Annotated in this window: 15 protein-coding genes; 9 read left to right on the forward strand and 6 right to left on the reverse strand. The window is 53.1% G+C overall.

From position 1 onward, the window contains the following. Positions 1 to 87 precede the first annotated feature (87 nt). Positions 88 to 1,830 carry a right-handed parallel beta-helix repeat-containing protein gene (locus tag MK110_10675; protein MCH2211758.1) on the forward strand — a complete coding sequence of 581 codons (1,743 nt, stop codon included), beginning with the start codon at positions 88 to 90 and terminating at the stop codon, positions 1,828 to 1,830. A gap of 189 nt (positions 1,831 to 2,019) precedes the next feature. Here the strand turns inward: MK110_10675 and MK110_10680 are convergent, their stop codons facing one another. Further along, positions 2,020 to 2,961, reverse strand: a complete 942-nt coding sequence (locus MK110_10680) for a carbohydrate kinase (GenBank protein ID MCH2211759.1) — start codon at positions 2,959 to 2,961, stop codon at positions 2,020 to 2,022. On the opposite strand from MK110_10680, the gene MK110_10685 reads away from it, so the two are divergent. Then, on the forward strand, positions 2,952 to 3,110 hold the full coding sequence (locus MK110_10685) for a hypothetical protein (protein ID MCH2211760.1): 159 nt from the start codon (positions 2,952 to 2,954) through the stop codon (positions 3,108 to 3,110). The genes MK110_10680 and MK110_10685 overlap by 10 nt on opposite strands. A 228-nt stretch (positions 3,111 to 3,338) precedes the next feature. Here the strand turns inward: MK110_10685 and MK110_10690 are convergent, their stop codons facing one another. The 3 genes from MK110_10690 to MK110_10700 are packed head-to-tail and all read right to left on the reverse strand — an operon-like array spanning position 3,339 to position 8,364. Further along, complete coding sequence (locus tag MK110_10690; protein ID MCH2211761.1) at positions 3,339 to 4,160, reverse strand: HAD family hydrolase; 822 nt, start codon at positions 4,158 to 4,160, stop codon at positions 3,339 to 3,341. A gap of 12 nt (positions 4,161 to 4,172) precedes the next feature. Beyond that, complete coding sequence (locus MK110_10695; protein ID MCH2211762.1) at positions 4,173 to 6,152, reverse strand: alpha-amylase family glycosyl hydrolase; 1,980 nt, start codon at positions 6,150 to 6,152, stop codon at positions 4,173 to 4,175. Next, positions 6,133 to 8,364 carry an HAD-IIB family hydrolase gene (locus MK110_10700; GenBank protein MCH2211763.1) on the reverse strand — a complete coding sequence of 744 codons (2,232 nt, stop codon included), beginning with the start codon at positions 8,362 to 8,364 and terminating at the stop codon, positions 6,133 to 6,135. Before MK110_10700 ends, MK110_10695 begins: the two co-directional genes overlap by 20 nt. Positions 8,365 to 9,821: 1,457 nt before the next feature. Here MK110_10700 and MK110_10705 point away from each other — a divergent pair. Next, complete coding sequence (locus MK110_10705) at positions 9,822 to 10,538, forward strand: pyridoxine 5'-phosphate synthase (protein ID MCH2211764.1); 717 nt, start codon at positions 9,822 to 9,824, stop codon at positions 10,536 to 10,538. A 187-nt stretch (positions 10,539 to 10,725) separates the two neighbouring features. On the opposite strand, the gene MK110_10710 is transcribed toward MK110_10705, so the two are convergent. Further along, positions 10,726 to 11,730, reverse strand: a complete 1,005-nt coding sequence (locus tag MK110_10710) for a 6-bladed beta-propeller (protein MCH2211765.1) — start codon at positions 11,728 to 11,730, stop codon at positions 10,726 to 10,728. 714 nt (positions 11,731 to 12,444) lie between these two features. Between MK110_10710 and MK110_10715 the strand changes: the two genes are divergently transcribed. Next, on the forward strand, positions 12,445 to 13,914 hold the full coding sequence (locus tag MK110_10715) for a DUF1501 domain-containing protein (GenBank protein ID MCH2211766.1): 1,470 nt from the start codon (positions 12,445 to 12,447) through the stop codon (positions 13,912 to 13,914). A 24-nt stretch (positions 13,915 to 13,938) separates the two neighbouring features. Here MK110_10715 and MK110_10720 read toward each other — a convergent pair whose 3' ends face one another. Next, positions 13,939 to 15,318: a TAXI family TRAP transporter solute-binding subunit gene (locus MK110_10720; GenBank protein ID MCH2211767.1), complete on the reverse strand. Its 1,380-nt coding sequence runs from the start codon at positions 15,316 to 15,318 to the stop codon at positions 13,939 to 13,941. A 352-nt stretch (positions 15,319 to 15,670) separates the two neighbouring features. Between MK110_10720 and MK110_10725 the strand changes: the two genes are divergently transcribed. The 5 genes from MK110_10725 (at position 15,671) to MK110_10745 (ending at position 21,643) form a co-directional block, all read left to right on the forward strand. Further along, positions 15,671 to 16,660, forward strand: a complete 990-nt coding sequence (locus tag MK110_10725; GenBank protein MCH2211768.1) for a MoxR family ATPase — start codon at positions 15,671 to 15,673, stop codon at positions 16,658 to 16,660. A 77-nt stretch (positions 16,661 to 16,737) separates the two neighbouring features. After that, complete coding sequence (locus tag MK110_10730; protein ID MCH2211769.1) at positions 16,738 to 17,619, forward strand: DUF58 domain-containing protein; 882 nt, start codon at positions 16,738 to 16,740, stop codon at positions 17,617 to 17,619. Between the two features lie 71 nt (positions 17,620 to 17,690). Further along, positions 17,691 to 18,692 (forward strand): DUF4381 domain-containing protein, encoded by a 1,002-nt coding sequence (locus tag MK110_10735; GenBank protein MCH2211770.1) that lies wholly within the window; start codon positions 17,691 to 17,693, stop codon positions 18,690 to 18,692. Next, complete coding sequence (locus MK110_10740; GenBank protein MCH2211771.1) at positions 18,689 to 19,759, forward strand: VWA domain-containing protein; 1,071 nt, start codon at positions 18,689 to 18,691, stop codon at positions 19,757 to 19,759. The genes MK110_10735 and MK110_10740 overlap by 4 nt, the downstream gene beginning before the upstream one ends. Positions 19,760 to 20,050: 291 nt before the next feature. Further along, the gene (locus MK110_10745) at positions 20,051 to 21,643 is read left to right on the forward strand and encodes an exopolyphosphatase (GenBank protein ID MCH2211772.1); all 1,593 of its coding nucleotides are present in this window, start codon (positions 20,051 to 20,053) and stop codon (positions 21,641 to 21,643) included. Positions 21,644 to 21,703 lie beyond the last annotated feature (60 nt).

Genomic DNA, 21,703 nt, shown 5'->3' on the forward strand with positions numbered 1-21,703 from the left:
GGTATGGGAGTTTGTCTCAATTCGTCTTTGTGTTGTGGGCAGGATCCTTTTACCCAGTATCAAAACAAATAGCCCCAGGTGAATATGATGACAGCGACCAGACTGACCGGAATGATTCTGATGTGTCAGATGATGCTGAGTTCGACGGCGATCAGCATCGAGGAGGCGAATCAGGTATCGGGTTCGCAAACGATCCTGGTTTCGGGAGATGAGGAACTCCATCAATTGTCGCAGAAAAAAGGAAGCGGCGTGACAGGAGGCCCCGGCACGAGCGTGGACGACGCCTATGTAATCCAGGACAGGAATTTCACGGTCAAGGATAACGGTGATCCGATCACGATTAAGAATACCAGACGCCATCTCAAAATCGTACGTGTGCAAATAACAGGATCCCGCGACCGAGCTGCCCAACTGGGCGGCCTTGTCATTGAAAACTGTCACAACGTGCATGTTCAGGATTCGCAGGTCACAGGCACCAAAGGAGTCTTCGTCAATAAGTCGAAACAGTTCGACATGACCGGGTGCCATTTTGAATCGAACATGCGGGTCTATGTGTATTACTCGAGTCATGGAACGTTTGTGCGGAATACGATCACCAGAAATCAGGAAAAAGGTTTGATACTGGCCAACAGCAGTCACATCGTGATCGAAGACAACGAGGTGCACAATAATGCTGCGGAGGGAATCGTGGCCTGGGGACACGGCGGTCTGAAAGAACCACTGCCGCCTTCTCCGACTCATCATATTACGATTCGCAACAATCGAGTCAGCGGAAACAACTGGCATGGAATTGGTACTGAGTTCGGACAGGATGCGGAAATCAGTGACAATGTGGTTCGGGATAACGGAGGCTACGGAATCAATGTGGGCAGCTGGTCACACCGCAATCATATTTTCGGGAATGTTGTTGAAGACACCGCCGGTCAGGGAATCATTGTTGAAACGTCCCAGGACAGCATTCTTGAAAACAATCAGGTTCGGCGCAGCGGAGATAACGGCATCTGGCTGATCAATTCCGCCGGGACCGTTATTCGTAACAACGAAATCTCCCATGCTTTTACCGGAATCAAAATCGAGTATTCAACGACCGGACGTCATGCTCTGAAAGTCCGTCAGAAACCCGACGGAACCCGCAACCGGTTCGAAAACAACAAGGTGGAACAATGTTTCACCGGCGCACAGATCTCTTCGTTAAAAAACATTTTCAGAGGGAATACATTCAGCAGGAATCGCGATGCCGTAGCCATTGGCGGCACCATGAACGTGTTTGAAGAAAACACGATTCGGAAAAGCGTAAACGGCCTGCTTAATTCCGGTAACAGTAACCGGATCGAGAACAACATATTCGACGGAGCAAGTAATGCCATCGTGATTAACAAAGGCAGCGGTAACCACATCCTGTCGAATCGGATCAGAGATGTTTGTTTTGACAACATTGAAGTCCGTACGAATGCCCGGCAGAACACGATTGCCGGCAACGACCTTCATGCAACAGCACCCGGTATTATGCTGAAGGGCAAAGACAACATTATCGAGAAGAATACGATTGTCAGTACCGGCTGGTTCTACAGCACGCCGGGAGCCATCGTGATCAACGGCGGAGTCAGCAATACGATCCGGCAGAATACTTTTGCGAAAAGTATGATTGGTATCACCTGCCTCAAAGGCAGCGGCAATAACATCACCCACAACATCTTCACTGAAAACGAAACAGCGATCTGGCTCAAACCCGACGTCACAGAGGACAACCTGATTCAGGATAATATATTCACACAGAACGATAACAATCTTATCGATACGCAGTCGCCTCCTGCATTTCGGACATGGTGATTCCGGCTGCACAATCGTTTCCCGGTCAGGATAGATGCCTGAACCGGCTTTTCTGTCAACTTTGCTGAATCATGTCAGGTATGACCTGCTGCGAAGAATTTTTGTCAGGGATCCATACATTCGGCTTTCATGAACCGACGATTAAGACAGAACACCGAAGGTGAAGGTGGCTGTCCCGCCAACAACAGATCATCGGCCGGTATCTGTTGCCGGATACTGATTTGCAAATGTCAGTGACGCCGGGATCGAGGGAGTCGCACCGGATTCGGAACAGACGAAAGACGCGACCTGGCCGGCCCACTCGTGCAGTTGCGGAAGCGGGACCTGGTTCAACATTCCAATGGCCACCGCCGCGCCGAACGCATCGCCGGCTCCAACAGTATCCACGACGGAAGCTGATTCGGCAGGGCGTTCACTAACCTGACCGGCGCTGTCGATGATGATGGAACCGGCCCTGCCCCGAGTCAGGACCGCCAGACGCAGTTTCCAGTGAGACATCAGTGTTCGTAACACCTCTGTCTCGTTTCCTGAACATTCCAACAGAGAACCGAGTACCGGTAGTTCTTCGTCATTGCATTTGAGCACACTGGCCAGTTCCAGTGACTGCAGAATCATTTGTTCGGACCAGTACGGGGGACGGAGATTGACGTCCAGAATTCGGATGCAGTCCTCGTGCGTCGATTTCAGAAAACGGGTGATCGTCTGTCGACTCAACTCGCTGCGCTGACACAACGTTCCAAAACTGACAGCCCGGGTCCGTCGGGCCAGCTCCGCGAGGGTCGGATTCCAGAGGAGGGCATCCCACGCCGTGTTCGGAGCAAATGTATACGTCGCCACTGCCGACTCATCCAGAGACACGTCCACACGTCCGGTAGGATCTTCGGTCTGAACCACACCTTCAATGTTGACACCGCGTTCTGTTAACCTTTGCAGTGCCTGACGTCCGGGATCGTCTCGTCCCACCGCGCTGACCATCCCGGCCGTGACACTGTTCGCTCCCAGCCTGGCAGCACAGCAGGCAAAATTGGCCGGAGCCCCGCCGAAACGCCGTCCGTCCGGAAAGACGTCCCACAGGATTTCTCCCAGGCCAATCACCAGCGGCGGAACAATGGAACTTAGAGATGAGCTCATCGATTTTCCGTCCGGAGCAGGAACAGCTCAAACAGCCTGCCCCGCAGCTAAAAGCCGATCAATGGTCGGTGCGGATGAATCAAACTGTCCTCCGGCCACCTCGCAGCTCGCAGAATGACCTGACAGATCCCAGGCAGTCTGCATTGTAGCTGAAACCGAACGACTCGCTCAGTGCTGGCCCGGAGCTGCAGGCGTCAGTTTAACAGCGGGTGCCAGGTCCCGATCCTGACCACCTGGAGTTTCGGGACTTTTCGGGAATCGGCATTGAAACAACAGGAATCTGCACGGCCAGGCACAGAAAATTTCTGCTCTGTTGCCCACACAGAACAAGGGCGTCTGTTCGGGCCTCATAATTTCTTCCACACGAGCACCACGACTCAGACCACATCAAACCAGCGGCACCCCTCGAGAACTCCGGATGTGGCCCGCTGTCTGGCAAGATACAGACGATCGTTCCAGCCATTCTGCCGATGTGTTTTTTTTACTGCGGACACCACGGAGGAAGCAGCATTGCCGACAACGATCGCACGGTAGCCTGCAGTGAGTGCCGCCAGATCGTTTCCCGAATCGCCGGCGAAAACCACGTGTTGTGGATCCATGCGACGGTGACGGATCCACCAGTCCAGCGCATAAGCCTTGGAAACTGAGGCAGGCAGCAGATCAATCAATCCGTTCCCGTTGAACGGATCCACGCTGGAAATGATACGACACGAGGCGGAAAGCGATTTCAGTATGGCTTCAATCCGGACCTGCAGTGCCTGCAGCCGGTCGGCGTCAACGTACAGACTGAGCTTGAATTCCCCCTGTTTTTCGGGTTCCTGCAGCCGCACTCCGGCCACAGAAGTCAGCCTGGTTCCCAGTTCGGACAGCGGTATACCAGACTGAATTTCCTGCAGGTGACTGAAATAACCTGACACCGGTACGAATTCCGAAGCCGAAATTCGCCGGAACATCGATGTTCCCACGTCAGCGATTAGCCAGTCGGGTGGAGGCAGCCGATGCTGCCTGATCGCGTCGAGCGTAAGAGCAAGATGTCGCCCCGTGACATACACCAAAGTCAGTGACTGTTGTCGAATCCGTTCGGACAGATGCATCAGATCGAATTGGTTCTGCGGTTCATCGGGAAGCGGGATCAGTGTCCCGTCAAGGTCCGTGGCCAGAACGGTGGGCCTGCAGGAATGCTGTTTGGGATTCGTCATGCCGCCCCCGCGTCAGCTCCGGTTCAGCCAAAGTATCTGATAGGGCTCCAGTTCAACCGGTTCGGACATCACATACGTTTCATCAGAAATTACGTCTCGAAAGAAGCGCCCCAGCCCGATCGTTCGCAGTCGATTTCCGTCGATCGTTCGGGACTGATCAGAAAAGCTGGCCAGTACGAGCAACCGATGACCATTAAAGATTCTCACATAACCCAGTACATGGTCATTACCGGTGGAAAACAGTTCCATCTGCTGTCCGGAAAATGCCGGCTGACCTTTGCGCAGACTGATCAGTCGCTGGGTCATTGTGAAAATCCGACCCCGAATGGACCCATTGCCTGACGCAATATGATCATCCAGTTCCTGCAGGTAACCCCACTGCATTTTCGGCCGATGAATCCAGCGTGTATCTCCGGATTTGGCAGGATCTTTCACAAATTCATAATCATTGAGCATGCCCCATTCTTCACCCAGATACAGCAAAGGAATACCGCCGATACTTAAGATCACACCGTGCAGCAGCATCATCCGTCGCACTGCCATTTCCCTTTTTTCTTCATCGTCCTCTTCAATCGCCTGCTCCAGTCCGGCCAGCGAAGCCATCGTACCGGAAATCCTCATGTCACCGGTATCCGCGTTTTCCTGAAACGGCACGCCACGGGCAAACGATCCAGGAAACTGTCCGGTGTAGAAACTGTTCAGAAACTGCCGATGGTCATAGCCGTTGATTCCCACAGCAGACGCGTCACTGTCATCAAAGGTCCAGCCAATGTCGTCGTGACAGCGCAGGTAATTGACCCACGAAGTATTTTCCGGCAGTCGGTGTCGATGGCTAAGCGTCTGCGACAGCAGTGTCGTTCGGCGAGTGGCCAGTGATTCCCACAGCAAAGCCATTAAAGTCGGGTTGTAAGATATCTGACACTCCTGTGAACTGACATAGCTCACCACATCGTCGGGATGCACAATCGCTTCTGACTTAAACAGTAGTCCGGGCGAAGCAATTTTGGCCAGTCGATTGAAGGCCTGAATCAGCAGATGAGCCTGCGGCAGATTTTCACAGGGAGTTCCCGTTTTTTTCCAGATGAATGCCAGTGCGTCCAGCCGCAGGATGTCGACACCCGTATTGGCAATGAAAAACATTTCTTCCAGCATCGCACGGAACACAGCCGGATTACGATAATTCAGATCCCACTGAAAGCTGTTGAAGGTCGTCCATACCCAGCGCTGCATTCCGTCATGCCAGGTGAAATTACCGCGACGAACTGTAGGAAATACCTCGCGCAAATTCTGTTCGTACTGGTCCGGTTCGGTGCGATCCGCAAACAGATGATAGAACTCCTGATACTCGCGATGACCTGCCTGCGCCGCCTGCGCCCATTCATGGTCGTCTGACGTATGATTAAACACGAAATCCAGAACCAGAGAGATACCGGCTTCCCTCAGATCCTCTGAAAGAGCTCTCAGGTCATCAATGGTCCCCAGCCGCGGGTCCACAGAACGATAATTGCTGATGGCATACCCGCCGTCGTTATCACCGGGACGTACTGCAAACAGCGGCATCAGATGCACATAAGTGAGTCCCAGCCGTCTGAAGTAATGGACGCAGTCCCGCAGCTTCTTCAGATTTTCGCTGAACAGATCCACATACAGCGCACCACCAACCACCTTTTCTGACATGAACCAGTTGGGTTCACGGACACGGTGCTCGTCCAGCTGACGCAGAACAGCGGGACGTTCTATGCAGGCACGAACCGTCGTTTCGAGAACCTGCTCAACATGGTAAAAGAAATCGTACCGGGCGCCATATAGTCGGTACAGCAATGCAAACAGCGGTTTCCACTGTTCAGTAATCCGCCGATCAAAAACGGTCCTGGCGTCGGCGTCCGGCGAGGCCTCCCAGATCCGGTCAATCCGCGGCTGCAGCCGCTGCAGTGTCAGATCTGCCCTGAACTCGATGTCATCATCGGGACTGTCATGACTCTGTCCGATCATTGGGAATGACTATCTGGTCCAGGAAATTATAGTAACTGATGCCCTCAAGAATGCCTGCAGCATGATGGGCTGCGGCAAAGTAGACCCGGGGGCGATCGGCCAGTCGATCCAGTTCTGCGCTGTGGTTTCCAACCACAACGCCCAGCGTCCGCCCCAGCAGCATCCCGGCGTCATTCCCGGAATCTCCTGCAACCAGGACATTTTCAGGCGTGAAACCCCACTTCCAGAGCACGTGACGCATGGACAAATCGGTACCGCCACGAACCGGGATAATATCGAGGAACATCCCGTGTGACAGAACAACTTTGGCTCTCAGCCCGGATTCTCGCAGAGTCTGCTTTATGTCTGCCAGACCGGGCGCCCTTTCTGCATCGATTTCATAACTGATCTTGAATGCAGACTGGTGATGTTCAATCTGCGGAAACACACCTGGCAGCGGGTTCAGTACTGCCCGAATCTCATCCGGTTTCCATGCATAACTGATCGACTTCTGCCAGCTGCGATCTTCTGTGAGGTTCTCGCCGTAATGCAGCTGAGTGCCGACATCCGTATCAATCAGATCCGGCATGGGCAGTCCAAGTTCATCGATCAGTTCCCGGGCAGAATCCAGACGGCGACCCGTTGCAATTCCAAACCCGATGTGATCATTTTCACGAATGAGTGCAATGAATCGACTGAGCGAGTCACTGTCACCGGTGAGCGTGTTGTCAAGATCCGTGATGATCAGTCGGTCGAATTCCGGCAGTCGACGGGCCCGACGATTCACCGCCTCCGGGGGCCGGGAGTGCGACACGATATCGGTCACGTCACGCAGATAGCGACCGACGTGGTTCTCCCATGAGTAGTGCTGTCGAGTCCCCCGGATTCCGTTGTGGGACCAGTCTACCCATTCATCCGGTTCTGTGAGTGCTCGTAACAGCGCGCACTCAATAGCTTTGTCATCGGTCACATCCACCAGCAGACCGTTCTGACAGTTGGCAATGATATCACCAGGCCCGCCATTATTGGTCGCCACCACCGGCAGTCCAGTGGCCCCGGCCTCCAGCAGTGTCAACCCGAATGGTTCAGTCAGTGCCGGGTTGATAAAGACCCCCCTGTTGCCGGATGCCCAGCGGTAAAGTGCCGGAACGTCATCGGGAACATGGGTTTTGGGATAGGCCACCTTTCCGTACAGATCATAACGATCAATCAGGTACAGGATGTTTTCAATAACAGTTCTTTGTGCTTTGGGCAGTTGTCCAAGGTCGTCTCTGGTTCCCATAACCAGAACCAGATTGGCCAGATTCTGAAGCTGATGACTCTCTCCGTAGACACGAACGAGTGCTTCCAGATTTTTTCTTTCGTCCGGTCGGGCAATCGTAATGATTGCCTGCTTGTCAGGGCAGCTGAGAAAATTGGCCAGTTTGTCGGCAATCACAGGCGCTGCCAGGTTCTCACGAACCGGATAAAAACGCGACAGGTCAACTCCGGGCGGAATGACTTCCATGCGGGACGGAACGTAATGGTCGTAGAGTTCATACTGTTCACACACTTCCTGACTAGTACTGGTAACAACCATCGAAGCCGTTTCCAGAGCCACTTCCTCGGCTTCAATTCTAGTCCTCAATCTGTACTTCTTTTCCAGGGATTCCGGACTGGACTTGCCCATCGACAGACGCTGCCGCTTCACCCGCCCGAGGGAATGTCCGGTGAACACAAACGGAACATGCAGCAGACGGGCCAGCTGAGCACCGGCGAGACCGGCATCCGCATAGTGACCGTGAATAACGTCAGGAACCCCGAACCGTCGAAAGTGAATCAGTGTCTGATCAATAAACATTTCCAGGTACGGCCACAGAGATTCTTTCCGCAGGTAACGTTTGGGACCAAACGGAATCCTCACAATCCGCGCTTTGTCGGTAATTGTTTCCTCCAGCCGGGCATAATCATCATCAATGCGAGGATCGATGACCTGACGTGTCAGCAGCTCAACCTCAGCAACATTTGGCATTGTGGACAGTTGCCGGGCCAGTTCCAGCACATAGGCCACCTGTCCTCCGGTGTCAGCATCTTTACCAAGTTCCGGTTCGCGGGCCCGGATCAGACCGTGCAGACTGATCAGACAGATCTTTAACGGTCCTGGGTGGCTGCCGCCGGTCCTGATCGATTCGTCAGCGGCATCCTGTTGAAACGAAGAATCTGTCCCGAGAGCAATGGGGGCATCCAGATGCATTGCACTATCCGTTATGGTGCGTTTGGATTGATGTGCCCCCCGATTAACCAGGACCAGTTCTCAAGATCTCCAATCAGAATTTGGTCCACATGAGGAGGCATAATCTGCCACCAAAACGATATCAGGCAGATCAGATGATTCCGAGGCTTCCGGAAGCTAAATTTCAGCGGTTTATCGGGATAAGTGTATTTCGAACAACATGTCGGCCGACTGACATGACCGGTCGTAATCAGGGTAAGAAATCCTGTCACTGGTGGAACAACTGTTCGATGAACTGCGGATGTTTATCAAAAGGTTCCTGAAGGGACCAGCGGGCCAGAACTCTTAACCGGAACACCTGTCGGCTGTCACCAGACCGGTCACGAACATTCTTCGAGGAACCACGTTTTCAAACTTACAGACCCCGCAACTTGAGATCATGAATTGTGTTCGTGATAAACCGGAAACGAACCTGCGACTCAGAATGTGCAGCCTGCCGAAGCCACAAACAAGGCAATTTAACCACGACAGGAGTCCTGCGGGCCTGAGTGAACCACAGCTAAACTTTTCTTGAAATGAAAGTACAACATTGACTGGCTCAGTCACGTTGCAGATCAATCAGAAAACAGTTGCATCGTTTCAGACACACTGTGACAAACTCACAAAACCCGCGACGGCCGGGGCACTTGTCTGCCGATAGCCCCGGACTGCAACGGCTCTTCGTATCGCGATTTGTGACTCGTATATCTTCGCTGCTCTCACCGGATCGGGACGGTAGCAACGGATAATTTGGAAATTGACCGCTAAGCAGAAGGACGTTGTTACCGGGGCGTTTGCCTGATGTGCAAAATCATATGCTTACCAAACCTCAACCTGTCGACAGGACTATGTTCACAGCGTGTGTTGTGAGTCACCGTTCAGGTCTGCTCCTGTTCTGAGAAGACCAGAGAACCTGCCTTGCCACAGAACGGGCGAAAACAACATGACCATGCTGAAAACAATCATAATTTTTCTGACGGTGGTGCTGTTTACTGTACCGCGCGTTTCATCCGGCGGTGAGGCGATTTTGACCAGCCGTCACTCTGACACAGTAAGCTGGACATTTGTCAACATTCCCGACTGTCTGAACGTTGACATCGAGTATCCTTAGAAAGACCGGGAGGAGGTTGATCCGGGGTGGCGATGGTTTACCTCCCCGAATTTTCCGGTCAGACCGTGCTGAATATCACCCTGCACGGAAGAAGCCGAAATCGATCAGGTATGAATGGCTGTCACCTGTCTTATCCGGTTGACTGAGGCAGTTGATCATCTGCCGGCCCTGCCATGCACTCCCGGATTCCACCGTGCCACTGCGTTTTGTAGCATCGTGAATTATCTAAAATTCGGACATTGCTCATATTTTAACAACCGGCCTGCGTCTTTTATCCGTCTACCGGAAAAACGTCGCGTCAATTCATTTCAGTCAGGAGTCAACTTCTATGCCGCTGCTTGGTGTGAATATTGATCACATTGCCACCGTTCGACAGGCTCGGATGACAAACGAACCGGATCCCGTCCACGCTGCAGTGCTGGCAGAAATGGGTGGAGCCGACGGCATCACTGTACACCTGCGGGAAGACAGGCGACACATCCAGGACCGGGATCTGGAACTGCTGCGACAAACAATCAGGGTGGGCATGAATCTTGAAATGGCAGTCACGGAAGAAATGACTCACATCGCGCTAAAAACCGTTCCCGAGCAAGTGACCCTTGTACCTGAAAAGAGAGCAGAACTTACCACTGAAGGCGGCCTGAATGTCATCGGTCAGCGGGACCGTGTGGCCAACTGTGTAAGTCGGTTACAGGCTGCCGGCATTCGTGTCAGTCTGTTCATTGACCCGGACGAATCACAGATTGAAGCTTCCGCAGCGCTCGGTGTCGATGCCATTGAAATTCACACAGGAAATTATGCCGATGCCACGAAAGCCAAAGCCCGGTCCATCGAATTTGACAGGGTCGTCACATCCGGTCATCAGGCTGTGAAGCATGGTCTGCGACTGAACATGGGACACGGTCTTACCTACCGCAATGTTCGGGCGATTGCACAGATCCCTGAACTCCACGAACTGAACATCGGACACAGTATTGTGAGCCACGCATTACTGGTCGGATTCGAAAGAGCGGTTCGTGAAATGAAAGACCTCATTACCATCTGATCGTCCCCTCCACCAAACCAACCCACAGACCGACGGCGTACTCGTTCCATTTGATGATTGCTTGCGGCGAAGCACGAGGAACCTGGAAACACTCCGCAATGCCAACCGCGAAACAGTCCGGAACGGATCTGTCAAGACGCCGATTCACAGCCGGTCCGCTGTTGCAGGTTCCGACTGAACGCACCCGTTATCTGGCTCGAACCAGCTTTATGATGCGGCCGGAAATATTCCAGTCCTGGACATAAAGATTGCCATCGTTGTCCCAGTAAGACCCGTGTGTTCCACTGAAGACACCTTCAATCCAGTCTTCCTGAGGTATCCGGTAGCTGCGTCCTTTATCGCGGTCAAGATTGTGGCCCAGTACGGCGACAATCGTGTTGGTCCCGTCCAGAATTACGACTCGCCCGTGCAGGTCCGGCACGGAAACGAATTCACCCTGAACGGCAACAGACGTCGGCATCCCCAGTCCTGTGATGACTTCTTCGATGAAGTTGCCGTCGAGATCGTAATGCAGCAACCGACCTTTGGGCTGATGATTGCGGTCACAAATTAACAGACGCGGGGGATCATACCGTGTATCAAGTGTCATTCCGTGAGCCGTGTTGAATTCTCTAAGTCCGTTGCCTTTTTTGCCAAAGTGCATCAGGTACCGACCATCGCTGTCAAACTTAAAAACATGATTACTTGCGTAGCCGTCTGACAAAATGATGTCACCGTTGGGAGCAACCGTGATTGCGGTCGGACTAAATTTCTGCAGATCGAGTCCGGATTCTTTGGGAAACGGAAGCCTGAGAACAATGTCTCCGGTTTCAGAATCAAATTTGATTCCTTCGGCATTACTGTTTCGCGCTCCGTAAAGAAACTCGCGATCACCCTCTTTTCGAATTTCGATATCATGAATATTGGAATACTCGTCTCCGATAAACCGTCGAATGAGTTTGCCTTCCGGTGAGAAGACGAACACACCAATGTTGGCGCTGGTGTAAATACTGCCGGCACTGTCAACAACGACCCCGCCATGAGTAGGACCGATAATTGATTTGCCGTCTTCATCCAGTCCCCAGCCAGGGACGGTATCAAAAGTCATGGCTCCGCTGCCCATCCGTACCGGAGCAATGTCGTCTGCAGCGGAGGCCTGGAACAAGATGCTCATCACCATTACGAGCACAAACGAGAATTCTGTGTTCTTCATCATCCACGGTCCTGATCGTATTTCGTTAGAAGGCTGAGTAGCTCGGGTGAATTGCCCCGATTTGTGACTGTGGCCAACGTGTACGACACAGTGGTCACCTGATCCGGCGGCACAGAGTATGGCTGCGACAGCTCGCCAGACCGAAGCCTGCAGCCAGTTCGACATTGAGACGTCCTGTGTTTCGTCTCCTCGAAGTCTTTTGTTGTGACTGCAGTATCAGTTCGCCCGACGCTTGTTGCAACCAATTCGGTTGGAACTGTCGGTGCCGGTGAACAGATAAGATGATATTTCATTTCCTTTTTATGTCAGTGCAGAGACGTTCCGGTTAGCCGAGGATTCGCCCGAAAACCCACAGTATGAATCTGGAGTTACAGATTTCGGAACGGATCCACAAAACAGTTTGCAACAGTCGTTTGCACAAAACACGGCAGGAGACGCCAACTGCAAAGCGGGATAACAGTTCGTCTGGTTGGGATCTTTGTCTTTCTGACTGAGGACATATATGGCGGTTCGGCACGTAAGATCGGTACGACTGCGGTCTACTAAGGTCAATTTCCCGGGATCACCGCCTTTTTTTCGTTTCCGGCGTTGTAATGCTGCCGAATAAAAAATTGAGTGTGAATTCCAGGGTTCTCTTTCCGTTTCGCCTGAATTCCAGGATACTATGTGTTCAGCTTTGGTCCTGCGATTTCCGGAGTCGGTAGCCGTTCTATCATGTTGACTATTCCTGGTTCAAAAACACGATACTGTGATGGAGTCGATCGCCGCAGCTTCCTGCAGATTGGCGGTCTGGCAATGGGAGGAGCCTCCCTGGCAGATATTCTGCGCGCCGAACAGCAGCAGGGACATTCTCAGTCGAACAAGTCGATCATCATGATCATTTTGCCAGGCGGCCCACCCCACCTGGATATGTTCGACATGAAACCAAACGCGCCGACGGAAATTCGCGGCGAGTTTGATCCGATTGATACCAGCGTCCCCGGCATTCGAATCACAGAACTGATGCCTCGCACGGCGGCGTTGATGGACAAGCTCACGATCATTCGATCGCTTCACGGAGGAATCGATGACCACAACGTCCACATTAATCTGACTGGGTGGGAAACACATCCGCAGCAGGGTGATTCGCCGCTGCGGCAGGGATATCCAACCGGTGGCTGGCCTTCGATTGGCTCTGTCATTTCGCATCTGAAAGGTCCGGCCGTTCCGGGAATGCCTCCGTTTGTGAGCCTCGCACCGCCGAATGCGGAATCAACAACCCGTGCCTCTCTCAATCAGCCGGGTTTTTTGGGTATCGGTCAGGCAGGGTTTGAACCGAACCGCAAAAAACGTGATGACATAACTTATAAATCGGGAGTAACAAGAGAACAGGTTGCGCGTGACGGCGAACAGGAAGCAGAGATTACTCTGCGGGACATGTCACTCGACCGATTTGGGGACCGTCGAGCGCTGCTGCATTCTTTTGACCGCCTGAGACGCGACATGGACGGCTCAGGTGTGATGTCAGGCCTGGACGACATTAATCGTCAGGCTTTCAGCATCCTGACGTCCGGCCGGCTTGGTGATGCACTCAATTTTAAACTCGAATCACATCAGCTCCGCAGGGAGTATGGAATCAGTGATGCAGAAGTTCCGGCACATGGCGGACCGGAGTTGCTGAAGCAGTTTTTAGTCGCCAGAAGGCTGGTACAGGCGGGGTGTCGCTGTGTGACCTTGGCATTCAGTGTCTGGCCGATGGATCGGGAAAGTCGGGGCGGATTTAACTGGGACTTTCATTCCGACAACTTCAATAAATCACGTCTGTTCGTTCCTATGCTGGATACAGGGCTGTCAGCTTTGATCCGGGATCTGGATAATCACGATCTGCTCGAGGATACATCAGTGGTCGTGTGGGGAGAATTCGGTCGTACGCCTCGAATCAATAAACAGGCCGGACGCGATCACTGGCCCAATGCAGCTTCTGTCCTGCTTGCCGGTGGAGGCATGAAAACCGGTCAGACAATAGGCTCAACAAATCGGTACGCCGAAGAACCGAAAGATCGACCGATTCATTACCGGGACGTGTTTGCTTCGCTTTATCGCAATATCGGCATCAATGCCGCACATACCCATGTGACTGACTTACGTGGTCGACCTCATCCTCTTGTCGACGGTCGCATGCCGATTCACGAACTGTATTCGTGATCAAATCTGAAACGGACACTGTCCTCAGGCGGCTCGCTTCAAATGCTGTTCATTGATGCGGCGACTGACCAGTTTCAGGTGCATCCGCAGGTTGTAAAACTCTTCCATGTAGGAAAGTGGAACGTCAATCGCCTGCAGTTCTTTTTCAATTCGCTCCAGTTCAGTTCGATATATCATTACCGAACGTGAAGTGTTTTGGTCCGACAGTTGCTGATCAATTCTTCGCAGCACTTCATACCAGCGATAGATTCTGGAACGAATCCGCCAGCGGTAAATGGGTGGAGTCAGTCGGACCAGAGGTATCAGCAGCGTGAGCATGGGCACCAAAAGAATTCTGGTTCGTGAAATCAATGAAGAGACCCAGAAGGGCAGATAGCGGTCGAACAGCGACGGACCGTGCTTGAAATATTCAGCTGCCGAGGCGTTCAAAGGGTGTTCAGACAGCCGCACGTTTGGAAAATCACCGGGACGCACAAACAGGCCTCCGCCGCTGTGGACTTCCTGGGCCGCCTTCAGGAAAAGCGGGATAAAGGCTTCGTGCAGATCGGTTGAAGCAACCAGGTTTGCAGCCGGAGCAATCATCTTTATATCCCGGGAAGGAAGGTCGGTCTGCAGATCCACGACACCCTGAGCCAGAGTTAAGGACAGCATCCACGGAAACAGTTGTGCATAGGCGGCCTGCCGTTTAAGACTCACTAGGTTCACAGCGGGTGACCGAATCAGTTCCTCGATGTAACCCGAATCAGCCGACGTCACAAAAAAAGCCGCGTCAAGTTCGCCTCGACGCAGCGCTACTGCCGCGTCAAACCCCGTGCGGGAATCAGGGTAAAACGACCGACTGGCTGCGGACAGTCCGCTGGCACGCAGGACCTGTTCGGACATACAACGGGTCCCGCTCCCCTGAGGACCGACAGCGACACGCAGTCCCCTGAGTTCACGAATGTCACTCAGAACGCTGTCCCCACGGCAAAAAATCCACAGGGGCTCCGGATAGAGACAGGCAACCGTCTCCAGTGTACTGTCGGATGTCAGAGAAGGAGCTGTTCCTCCCTGAACGATTGCGATATCGACATCGTCATCGGAGATCAGTAAATCGTAGTTTTCGACAGATCCGTTTGTCTCACGAATGTTTAACGTAATTCCATTTCGGGCCAGGCGGGTGGCATACTGCGTGCAAAAGCGGTAGTAAGCTCCGTCACGATGTCCGGCGGCGATGGTGATCTCTTTAGGCGGAGCAGGGGCCATGTACATCCATGCGACGGCGAATCCGGTCAACGCGATGGCAACGGCCGGACCAAACGCTTTCCACAGTTCACTGCAATCGTCAGACGAACCATGCCGACCGGCAGCGGGATCCTGTTCGGAATCAATGCCGGTCTCCAGTCCGGATTTGCGGCGGACCATTCATTTCCTCCACTTGACACAGAATCGCCGACTTTTCATCGGTAATTCATGCCGATTCAGACATTAACAGCCGGAATTTCATCCGCTGTGCGGACAGACGAGGGTCACCTTCTGATGTAATTCGGCCTCCACATTCGTTAGGACGTATCCGGATTCTCCAAATACGAACAACGCACTCCCGAGTCGCATGCAGGTTCAGCCCGAATTACCTGGTTTCAACCTGGACCGTGACGTCCTGGGCAGGAATGGATTCGAAAACATTGAAAGCCGTTGATCGAGTCGCTAATAATTCGGCTCAATTCGTAAACATCATTCCGAACTTTTCGTCCAGGACAGCGCGGCAGAACCAGCTATGCAAACCGAACTTCAGCAAGTTAAAGACCGAGTGGCGGAAAAGGCCGAACAGATACATCAGCTCAACGGCGAATTGCGAAAAATCGTCGTCGGGCAGGAACAAATGATGTCGCGACTGCTCACAGGGCTGCTTTCGGGCGGGCATGTGCTGCTGGAAGGCGTGCCGGGACTGGCCAAAACCACTGCTGTCACAGCACTCGCTCAGGCGCTCTCGGTTGGATTCAAACGAATTCAGTTTACCCCGGATCTGCTGCCGGCTGACCTGCTGGGGACCATGATCTACATGCCTGCTCAGGGTACGTTTGCCACCCGCAAAGGACCGATTTTTTCCAATCTGATACTGGCCGACGAAATCAACCGCGCTCCGTCGAAAGTCCAGTCAGCCCTTCTGGAAGCCATGCAGGAGCGTCAGGTCACCATTGGTGACGAAACATTCGTGCTGGACAAACCGTTCCTGGTTCTGGCCACCCAAAACCCGATTGAACAGGAGGGAACTTATCCTCTGCCGGAAGCTCAGGTTGACCGCTTCATGCTCAAGGTAAAAATCACCTACCCGGAGCCCGACGAAGAACGCCGGGTTCTGGATATGACACTCGAAGAAAATTCACCACCGATTCGTGCGGTGCTGACACCGCAGGACATTCTGGACATGCAGGAAGTGGTACGTATGATTTATATCGACGAACAGGTGCGAAACTACATCGTCTCGGTCGTCAGAGCGACACGGCACCCGGAGCAGTTTAAACTCAGCGACGTGGCTCCGCTCATTGAATTTGGAGCATCTCCGCGGGCATCGATATTCCTGGGAGTAGGCGCGCGGGCCAGCGCATTTCTGAACGGTCGCGCGTATGTGACTCCGCAGGATGTCAAAGACATCGCCATGGACGTGCTGCGACACCGAATCATACTGACGTATGAAGCAGAAGCGGAAGAAAAAACATCAGATGACGTCATCCGCGAATTGCTGACTGCTGTTCCTGTACCGTAACCGACAGATTTCGATGTTCCTGATGCTGCACTGTTTCATGTCCCTGGTCGACATCGACGAATTGGTCCTTTACCGCTATGCCTGAAGTTGCCGAAATTCTGCGCAAAGTACAGCGTATTCAGATTGTCGCCAATCGCTCTGTCGACGACCTGATGGCCGGCCAGTACCGAAGTGTATTTCGCGGTCGTGGTATGGAATTTGATGAAGTGCGGGAGTACCAGCCTGGCGATGACATCCGCACCATCGACTGGAACGTAACTGCTCGCGCCGGGGTACCGTTTATCAAACGATTTTGTGAAGAACGCGAATTGACAATCCTGTTTCTTGTGGATGTGTCGGCATCAGGTGTATTTGGATCCGTCAATCAGTCCAAACTGGAGACGATGGTTGAAATTGCAGCTTTGTTAATGTTCTCGGCACTCAGAAACAACGACAAAGTTGGCCTGCATCTGTTCGCGGACGAAATTGTGGCCTGTTACCCGCCGCGTAAGAGCAAAGGGAATGTGCTGCGACTGCTGCGGGAGATGATCGCAGCCAAACCGGTCGCCGCTGAAACCAATCTGGAAGGGGCTCTCGAATATCTGACCCGCGTTCAGAAACGTCGAGCTGTTGTATTCGTTATCAGTGATTTCCAGTCTGAGGTTTCCCGCAATGCACTGTCCATGTCCAACGGACGCCATGACCTTGTCGCCATCACGATTTCCGATCCCCGCGAAGAGTCCTTTCCAAACGTAGGATTCATTCGGCTCCAGGATGCAGAAACCGGACAAATTGTTGAAGTGGACACCGGAAATGAGCATATCCGGCAACTGTTTCAGCAGCAGGCCAGGCGAAACGCTGAAACCCTCTCGGCCAATCTGCGTCGTGCCGGCGTCGACCAGTTGCCAGTGAGTACGCGAGAACCGTATACAACCAGTTTGCGAAAATTCTTCGCAGCCCGGGAAAAACGAAATCGGTAGGAATCTTGTTGTTCCTGTCCATAGCCCGGCCGTTCATGTGAATCCGGTATGTGATCTGACGATTCCCGAAAATGAACTCCCGCTGCCTGTACATTCTGCTTTCACTGACGATCCTCTCCGGATGCGGGGTCGGAGAAGAAAACTTGTCGAATCAGGGCGAAGACGTTGCTGCTCCGATACGAACTGAAACGGTTCGCGGACCGGTGAGTTTAAGTCTCGAAGTCGTGCCGGCTGAGGTCCGGTTGTCCGATGAGCCGACTCTCACACTCACAATCAAATCCCGACCAGGTGTTCGGATCACCAAACCGCCGTTTGGAGCGTCCGTCGGGGAATTCCTGATCCGGGATTACCATGAACCACCACCTGTCATCGAAGGAAAGGACGAAGTCACCCGACTGATTTATCAGCTGGAACCTACGCGCGCCGGCACACTGACCATTGGCCCGATTGCCGTCCGATTTCAGGACAATCGCCTTAATGAGGATGGTGAAGAATCTGTGGTTGAATCTGAAGTGCTGCAGGTTGAGGTCAACACGATCATCGGAGAAGCCGCACCTTCGCTGGAAGACATGAAACCATCTCGGGGGCCTGTTGAATTGCCATCAGCCGGGCCACCTGTCTGGGTCTGGTTCATGACGGTGATCGTGTCAGGAATAATGGCCGCTGTGGTATGGTGGATCAGGCGACGTCGGCAACAGGCACAGCTTGAACCGCCGCTGACGGCCCGTCAGCTGGCTCAAATGGAACTCGATCGCATTATTCGTCAGCGTCTGAATGAAGCCGATGTCAAAGAATTCTACGTCGAAATCACAGGCGTGGTTCGGCGTTATATTGAGCGATCAACCGGAATCCGTGCCCCAGAGCAGACTACAGAAGAGTTTCTGCATGAAATTCTTTCGGAAACTTTATTCTCAGATGATGAGCAGCGACGTCTGCAGCAGTTTCTTGAATCAGCCGATCTGGTCAAATTTGCAGGCCACCAGCCGGACAGAAATGATATGGATTCCAGTATCGAACGCGCCCGTGAATTCACTCAGCGGGATTCGGACCGGACCGGGGAGGCGGCCGAGTGAACTCGTTTCGCTTCCATGAACCTCTTTTTCTTCTGCTGCTGATCCCGGTCCTGGTTTCGGGCCTGTGGTCACTCCGGCGTGATCAGAGACTGGCGGTCACTTTTTCCAGTGTGGCACTGCTCCAGCAGCTCCCCGTCACCATGGCACAGCGGATTCGACTTCTGCTGCCGTGGCTGCGCACCACAGGAATGCTGCTGGTCGTGATTGCTGTGGCGCGTCCGCAGTTCGGCCGTGAGGAGTTTCGGATTCGTACAGAAGGTATCGCCATACAAATGTGTATCGACCGTTCCGGATCAATGCAGGCGCTGGACTTTCCGGTCGACGGGGAACGTGTCAGCCGTTTGGATGCGGTTAAACACGTCTTCCGACAGTTCGTGGCCGGCGAGGGTGAATTTGACGGCCGACCGGACGATGTTATCGGACTTGTGGCATTCGGAGGATTCGCAGACGCAAAATGTCCGCCAACACTGGATCACGGTACGTTGCTGGAAATGCTGGACACGGTGAAGATTCCCGAACCCATTTATGACCGAAACGGTCAAATGGTTAATGAGCGTCTGCTCCAGGAAGAACAGGCAACCGCGATAGGAGATGCGATCGCCGTGGCCGTGGACCGACTCAGGGACCTGAAAACGAAAAGTAAAGTGATTTTACTGCTGTCAGATGGTGAAAACACGGCCGGAGTGAACACACCGCAGGATGCTGCAGACGCCGCAAAGGCATTCAATATTCGTATCTATTCGATCGGGGTCGGATCAAATGGAACCGCACCATTTCCCTCTGTGGACATATTCGGACGTCAGGTACTGAGACCTCAGCAGGTCCGCCTCGATGAAGCAACATTGAAGGAACTGGCCCAAAAGACAGGTGGCCGGTACTTCAATGCAAAAGACACAGAGGCCCTCTCAGCTGTCTACGAGGAAATTGACCAGCTTGAAAAAACTGAAACCGAAGGACAGGTCTATACCGACTACCACGAGTACTTCCAGACTCTGCTGCTGCCCGGAATTGCATGTGTTCTGCTGGAGCTGTTGCTGAGTGCAACTCGATTCCGAAGTCTCCCGTAGACAATACGTGAACAAACTCGCGAGTTTTACCATTGTCGAACAATGGTTCCGGTACCGCTGCTGCATCTGCTCTACAATTTCCCCGCAGGTCCTCACCGGGAACCGCACAAATTCCCGAAAACCCCGTTCGGTCAAGCTGATGGTGACGCCGACGCATTTCGGCTGTGTTTCCCTTATACTCACGGGGTGTCGCAGCCGGTGACTGAGACACCCCCAAGACACTGCGTAACTCCGATATTCACCGACCGGTATCCGTTTGATTAACGTCTCGTTGCCTGTTTGTGTCAATTCATGTCCAGCCAGCCACCACTTTTCCCCGATTTCGCTTCCGATCCAACGGGAACATCGGCATTCCCACTGGCTGTGATCGAGCTTGGAACGTCCGCGATTCGGATGGCAATTGGCATGACGGACGGTACCAACGGCGTTCAAAGTATTGAACAGCTGGTCCAGGGGATCAGTCTCGGGAAGGACACGTTCACCGAAGGAGAAATTCGACGGGAGACTCAGCAGCAGTGTGTTGATGTCCTGATGACGTATCGTCGCAAGCTGGAAGAGTATCAGTGTACAAATCCGCAGCACATCCGTGTGGTTGCGACAAGTGCTGTTCGCGAAGCTCAAAATCGAATGGCCTTCCTGGATCGGATCTACACAGCCACCAGATTCAATGTGGAGCCGATCGACGATGCTGAAATTGCCCGTGTCACATACCTGTCCATGAGACCCATCCTGCAGTCCCATCCCGATCTGCGGGATGCAACAACCATGTTGATGGAAGTCGGAGGCGGAAATACAGACGTACTGCTCCTTCAGGGGAATAACATTCTCCATTCCCAGTCCTGGCGTCTGGGTGCTCTCCGTCTGCAGGAGATGCTAAAAACGTACAAGACCTCTCAGACGCAGTCCATCGCCATCATGACAGGACAGATCGAACGAGTTCTGGAACAGATGAATGAAATCGTACCCAAAGATCGTCCGGTCGAACTGATGGCGTTGGGAGGGGATGTGCGATTTGCCGCTCGCGAACTGCAGCGAGATCTGAATGAGTCACCGATCTTGCGTCTGCCACTCAGGGAACTTGCCCGTCTGACCCGCGAAATGCGCAACCTGACTATCGACCAGATCGTCTTGAAGTATCACGTTGAATTGTCACAGGCTGAGACCCTGGTGCCTGCCCTGATGACCAATGTTCTGGCAGCACAAATGCTGGGAGTCAAAGATATTCTGGTAACTCAGTTCAACCTGCGTGACGCGTTGCTCAACAGTCTGCTAAGTTCTTCCGAATGGACTGAAGAATTCTGTGAACAGGTGATTCATTCTGCACGTGAATTTGCCCGTCGGTTTCATGTGGACCTGACGCACTCAGAACATGTGGCACAGCTCTCGCGGCAGCTCTTTCGGGGACTTCAGGGAATTCACCAGCTGGATTTGCGCTGTGAAACAATCCTGTATACTGCAGCCCTGCTGCATGAAACCGGACTTTATGTCAGTCAAAATGCGTATCACAAACATTCATATTATCTGATCAGTCACGGGGAATTGTTCGGACTCAGCGACCTGGATCAGCAACTGGTGGCACTGGTTTCTCGTTATCATCGTCGGGCCCTTCCCAAACCGTCACACGAAGCCTACGCCAGGCTGTCCCGGAACAGCCGAGTCACAATCTCCAGGCTGGCTGCGATGCTGAGACTGGCTGTGAGTCTTGATCACGGACGAGGTCAGAGAATCAACGATATCGAATGTCAGCCGGAACGGCAGCGTCTGGTGATCAGTGCTCAGGCGTCTTTCGGAGACCTGTCTCTCGAACAACAGGCACTGCGACAGGAAAGTGGCCTCTTTCGTGATGTGTTTGGTATGAGCGTCCTGTTGCGACGAGCGACTTAAGCATCCTGAACGGGCGACAGAACATTGAGTTTGTCTGCTGCGCAATCCGGCGTGGCATCG

The sequence above is a fragment of the Fuerstiella sp. genome (assembly GCA_022447225.1).
Classification (GTDB): Bacteria; Planctomycetota; Planctomycetia; order Planctomycetales; family Planctomycetaceae; genus S139-18.

Excerpts from the sequence above, each read along its gene's own strand:
- MK110_10725 (MCH2211768.1), top strand. The coding sequence starts at position 15,671 with ATGCAAACCGAACTTCAGCAAGTTAAAGACCGAGTGGCGGAAAAGGCC.
- MK110_10700 (MCH2211763.1), bottom strand. The coding sequence starts at position 8,364 with ATGCATCTGGATGCCCCCATTGCTCTCGGGACAGATTCTTCGTTTCAA.
- MK110_10675 (MCH2211758.1), top strand. The coding sequence starts at position 88 with ATGACAGCGACCAGACTGACCGGAATGATTCTGATGTGTCAGATGATG.
- MK110_10690 (MCH2211761.1), bottom strand. The coding sequence starts at position 4,160 with ATGACGAATCCCAAACAGCATTCCTGCAGGCCCACCGTTCTGGCCACG.
- MK110_10695 (MCH2211762.1), bottom strand. The coding sequence starts at position 6,152 with ATGATCGGACAGAGTCATGACAGTCCCGATGATGACATCGAGTTCAGG.
- MK110_10730 (MCH2211769.1), top strand. The coding sequence starts at position 16,738 with ATGCCTGAAGTTGCCGAAATTCTGCGCAAAGTACAGCGTATTCAGATT.
- MK110_10685 (MCH2211760.1), top strand. The coding sequence starts at position 2,952 with ATGAGCTCATCGATTTTCCGTCCGGAGCAGGAACAGCTCAAACAGCCT.
- MK110_10745 (MCH2211772.1), top strand. The coding sequence starts at position 20,051 with ATGTCCAGCCAGCCACCACTTTTCCCCGATTTCGCTTCCGATCCAACG.
- MK110_10705 (MCH2211764.1), top strand. The coding sequence starts at position 9,822 with ATGCCGCTGCTTGGTGTGAATATTGATCACATTGCCACCGTTCGACAG.
- MK110_10720 (MCH2211767.1), bottom strand. The coding sequence starts at position 15,318 with ATGGTCCGCCGCAAATCCGGACTGGAGACCGGCATTGATTCCGAACAG.
- MK110_10715 (MCH2211766.1), top strand. The coding sequence starts at position 12,445 with ATGTTGACTATTCCTGGTTCAAAAACACGATACTGTGATGGAGTCGAT.
- MK110_10710 (MCH2211765.1), bottom strand. The coding sequence starts at position 11,730 with ATGAAGAACACAGAATTCTCGTTTGTGCTCGTAATGGTGATGAGCATC.
- MK110_10735 (MCH2211770.1), top strand. The coding sequence starts at position 17,691 with ATGAACTCCCGCTGCCTGTACATTCTGCTTTCACTGACGATCCTCTCC.
- MK110_10680 (MCH2211759.1), bottom strand. The coding sequence starts at position 2,961 with ATGAGCTCATCTCTAAGTTCCATTGTTCCGCCGCTGGTGATTGGCCTG.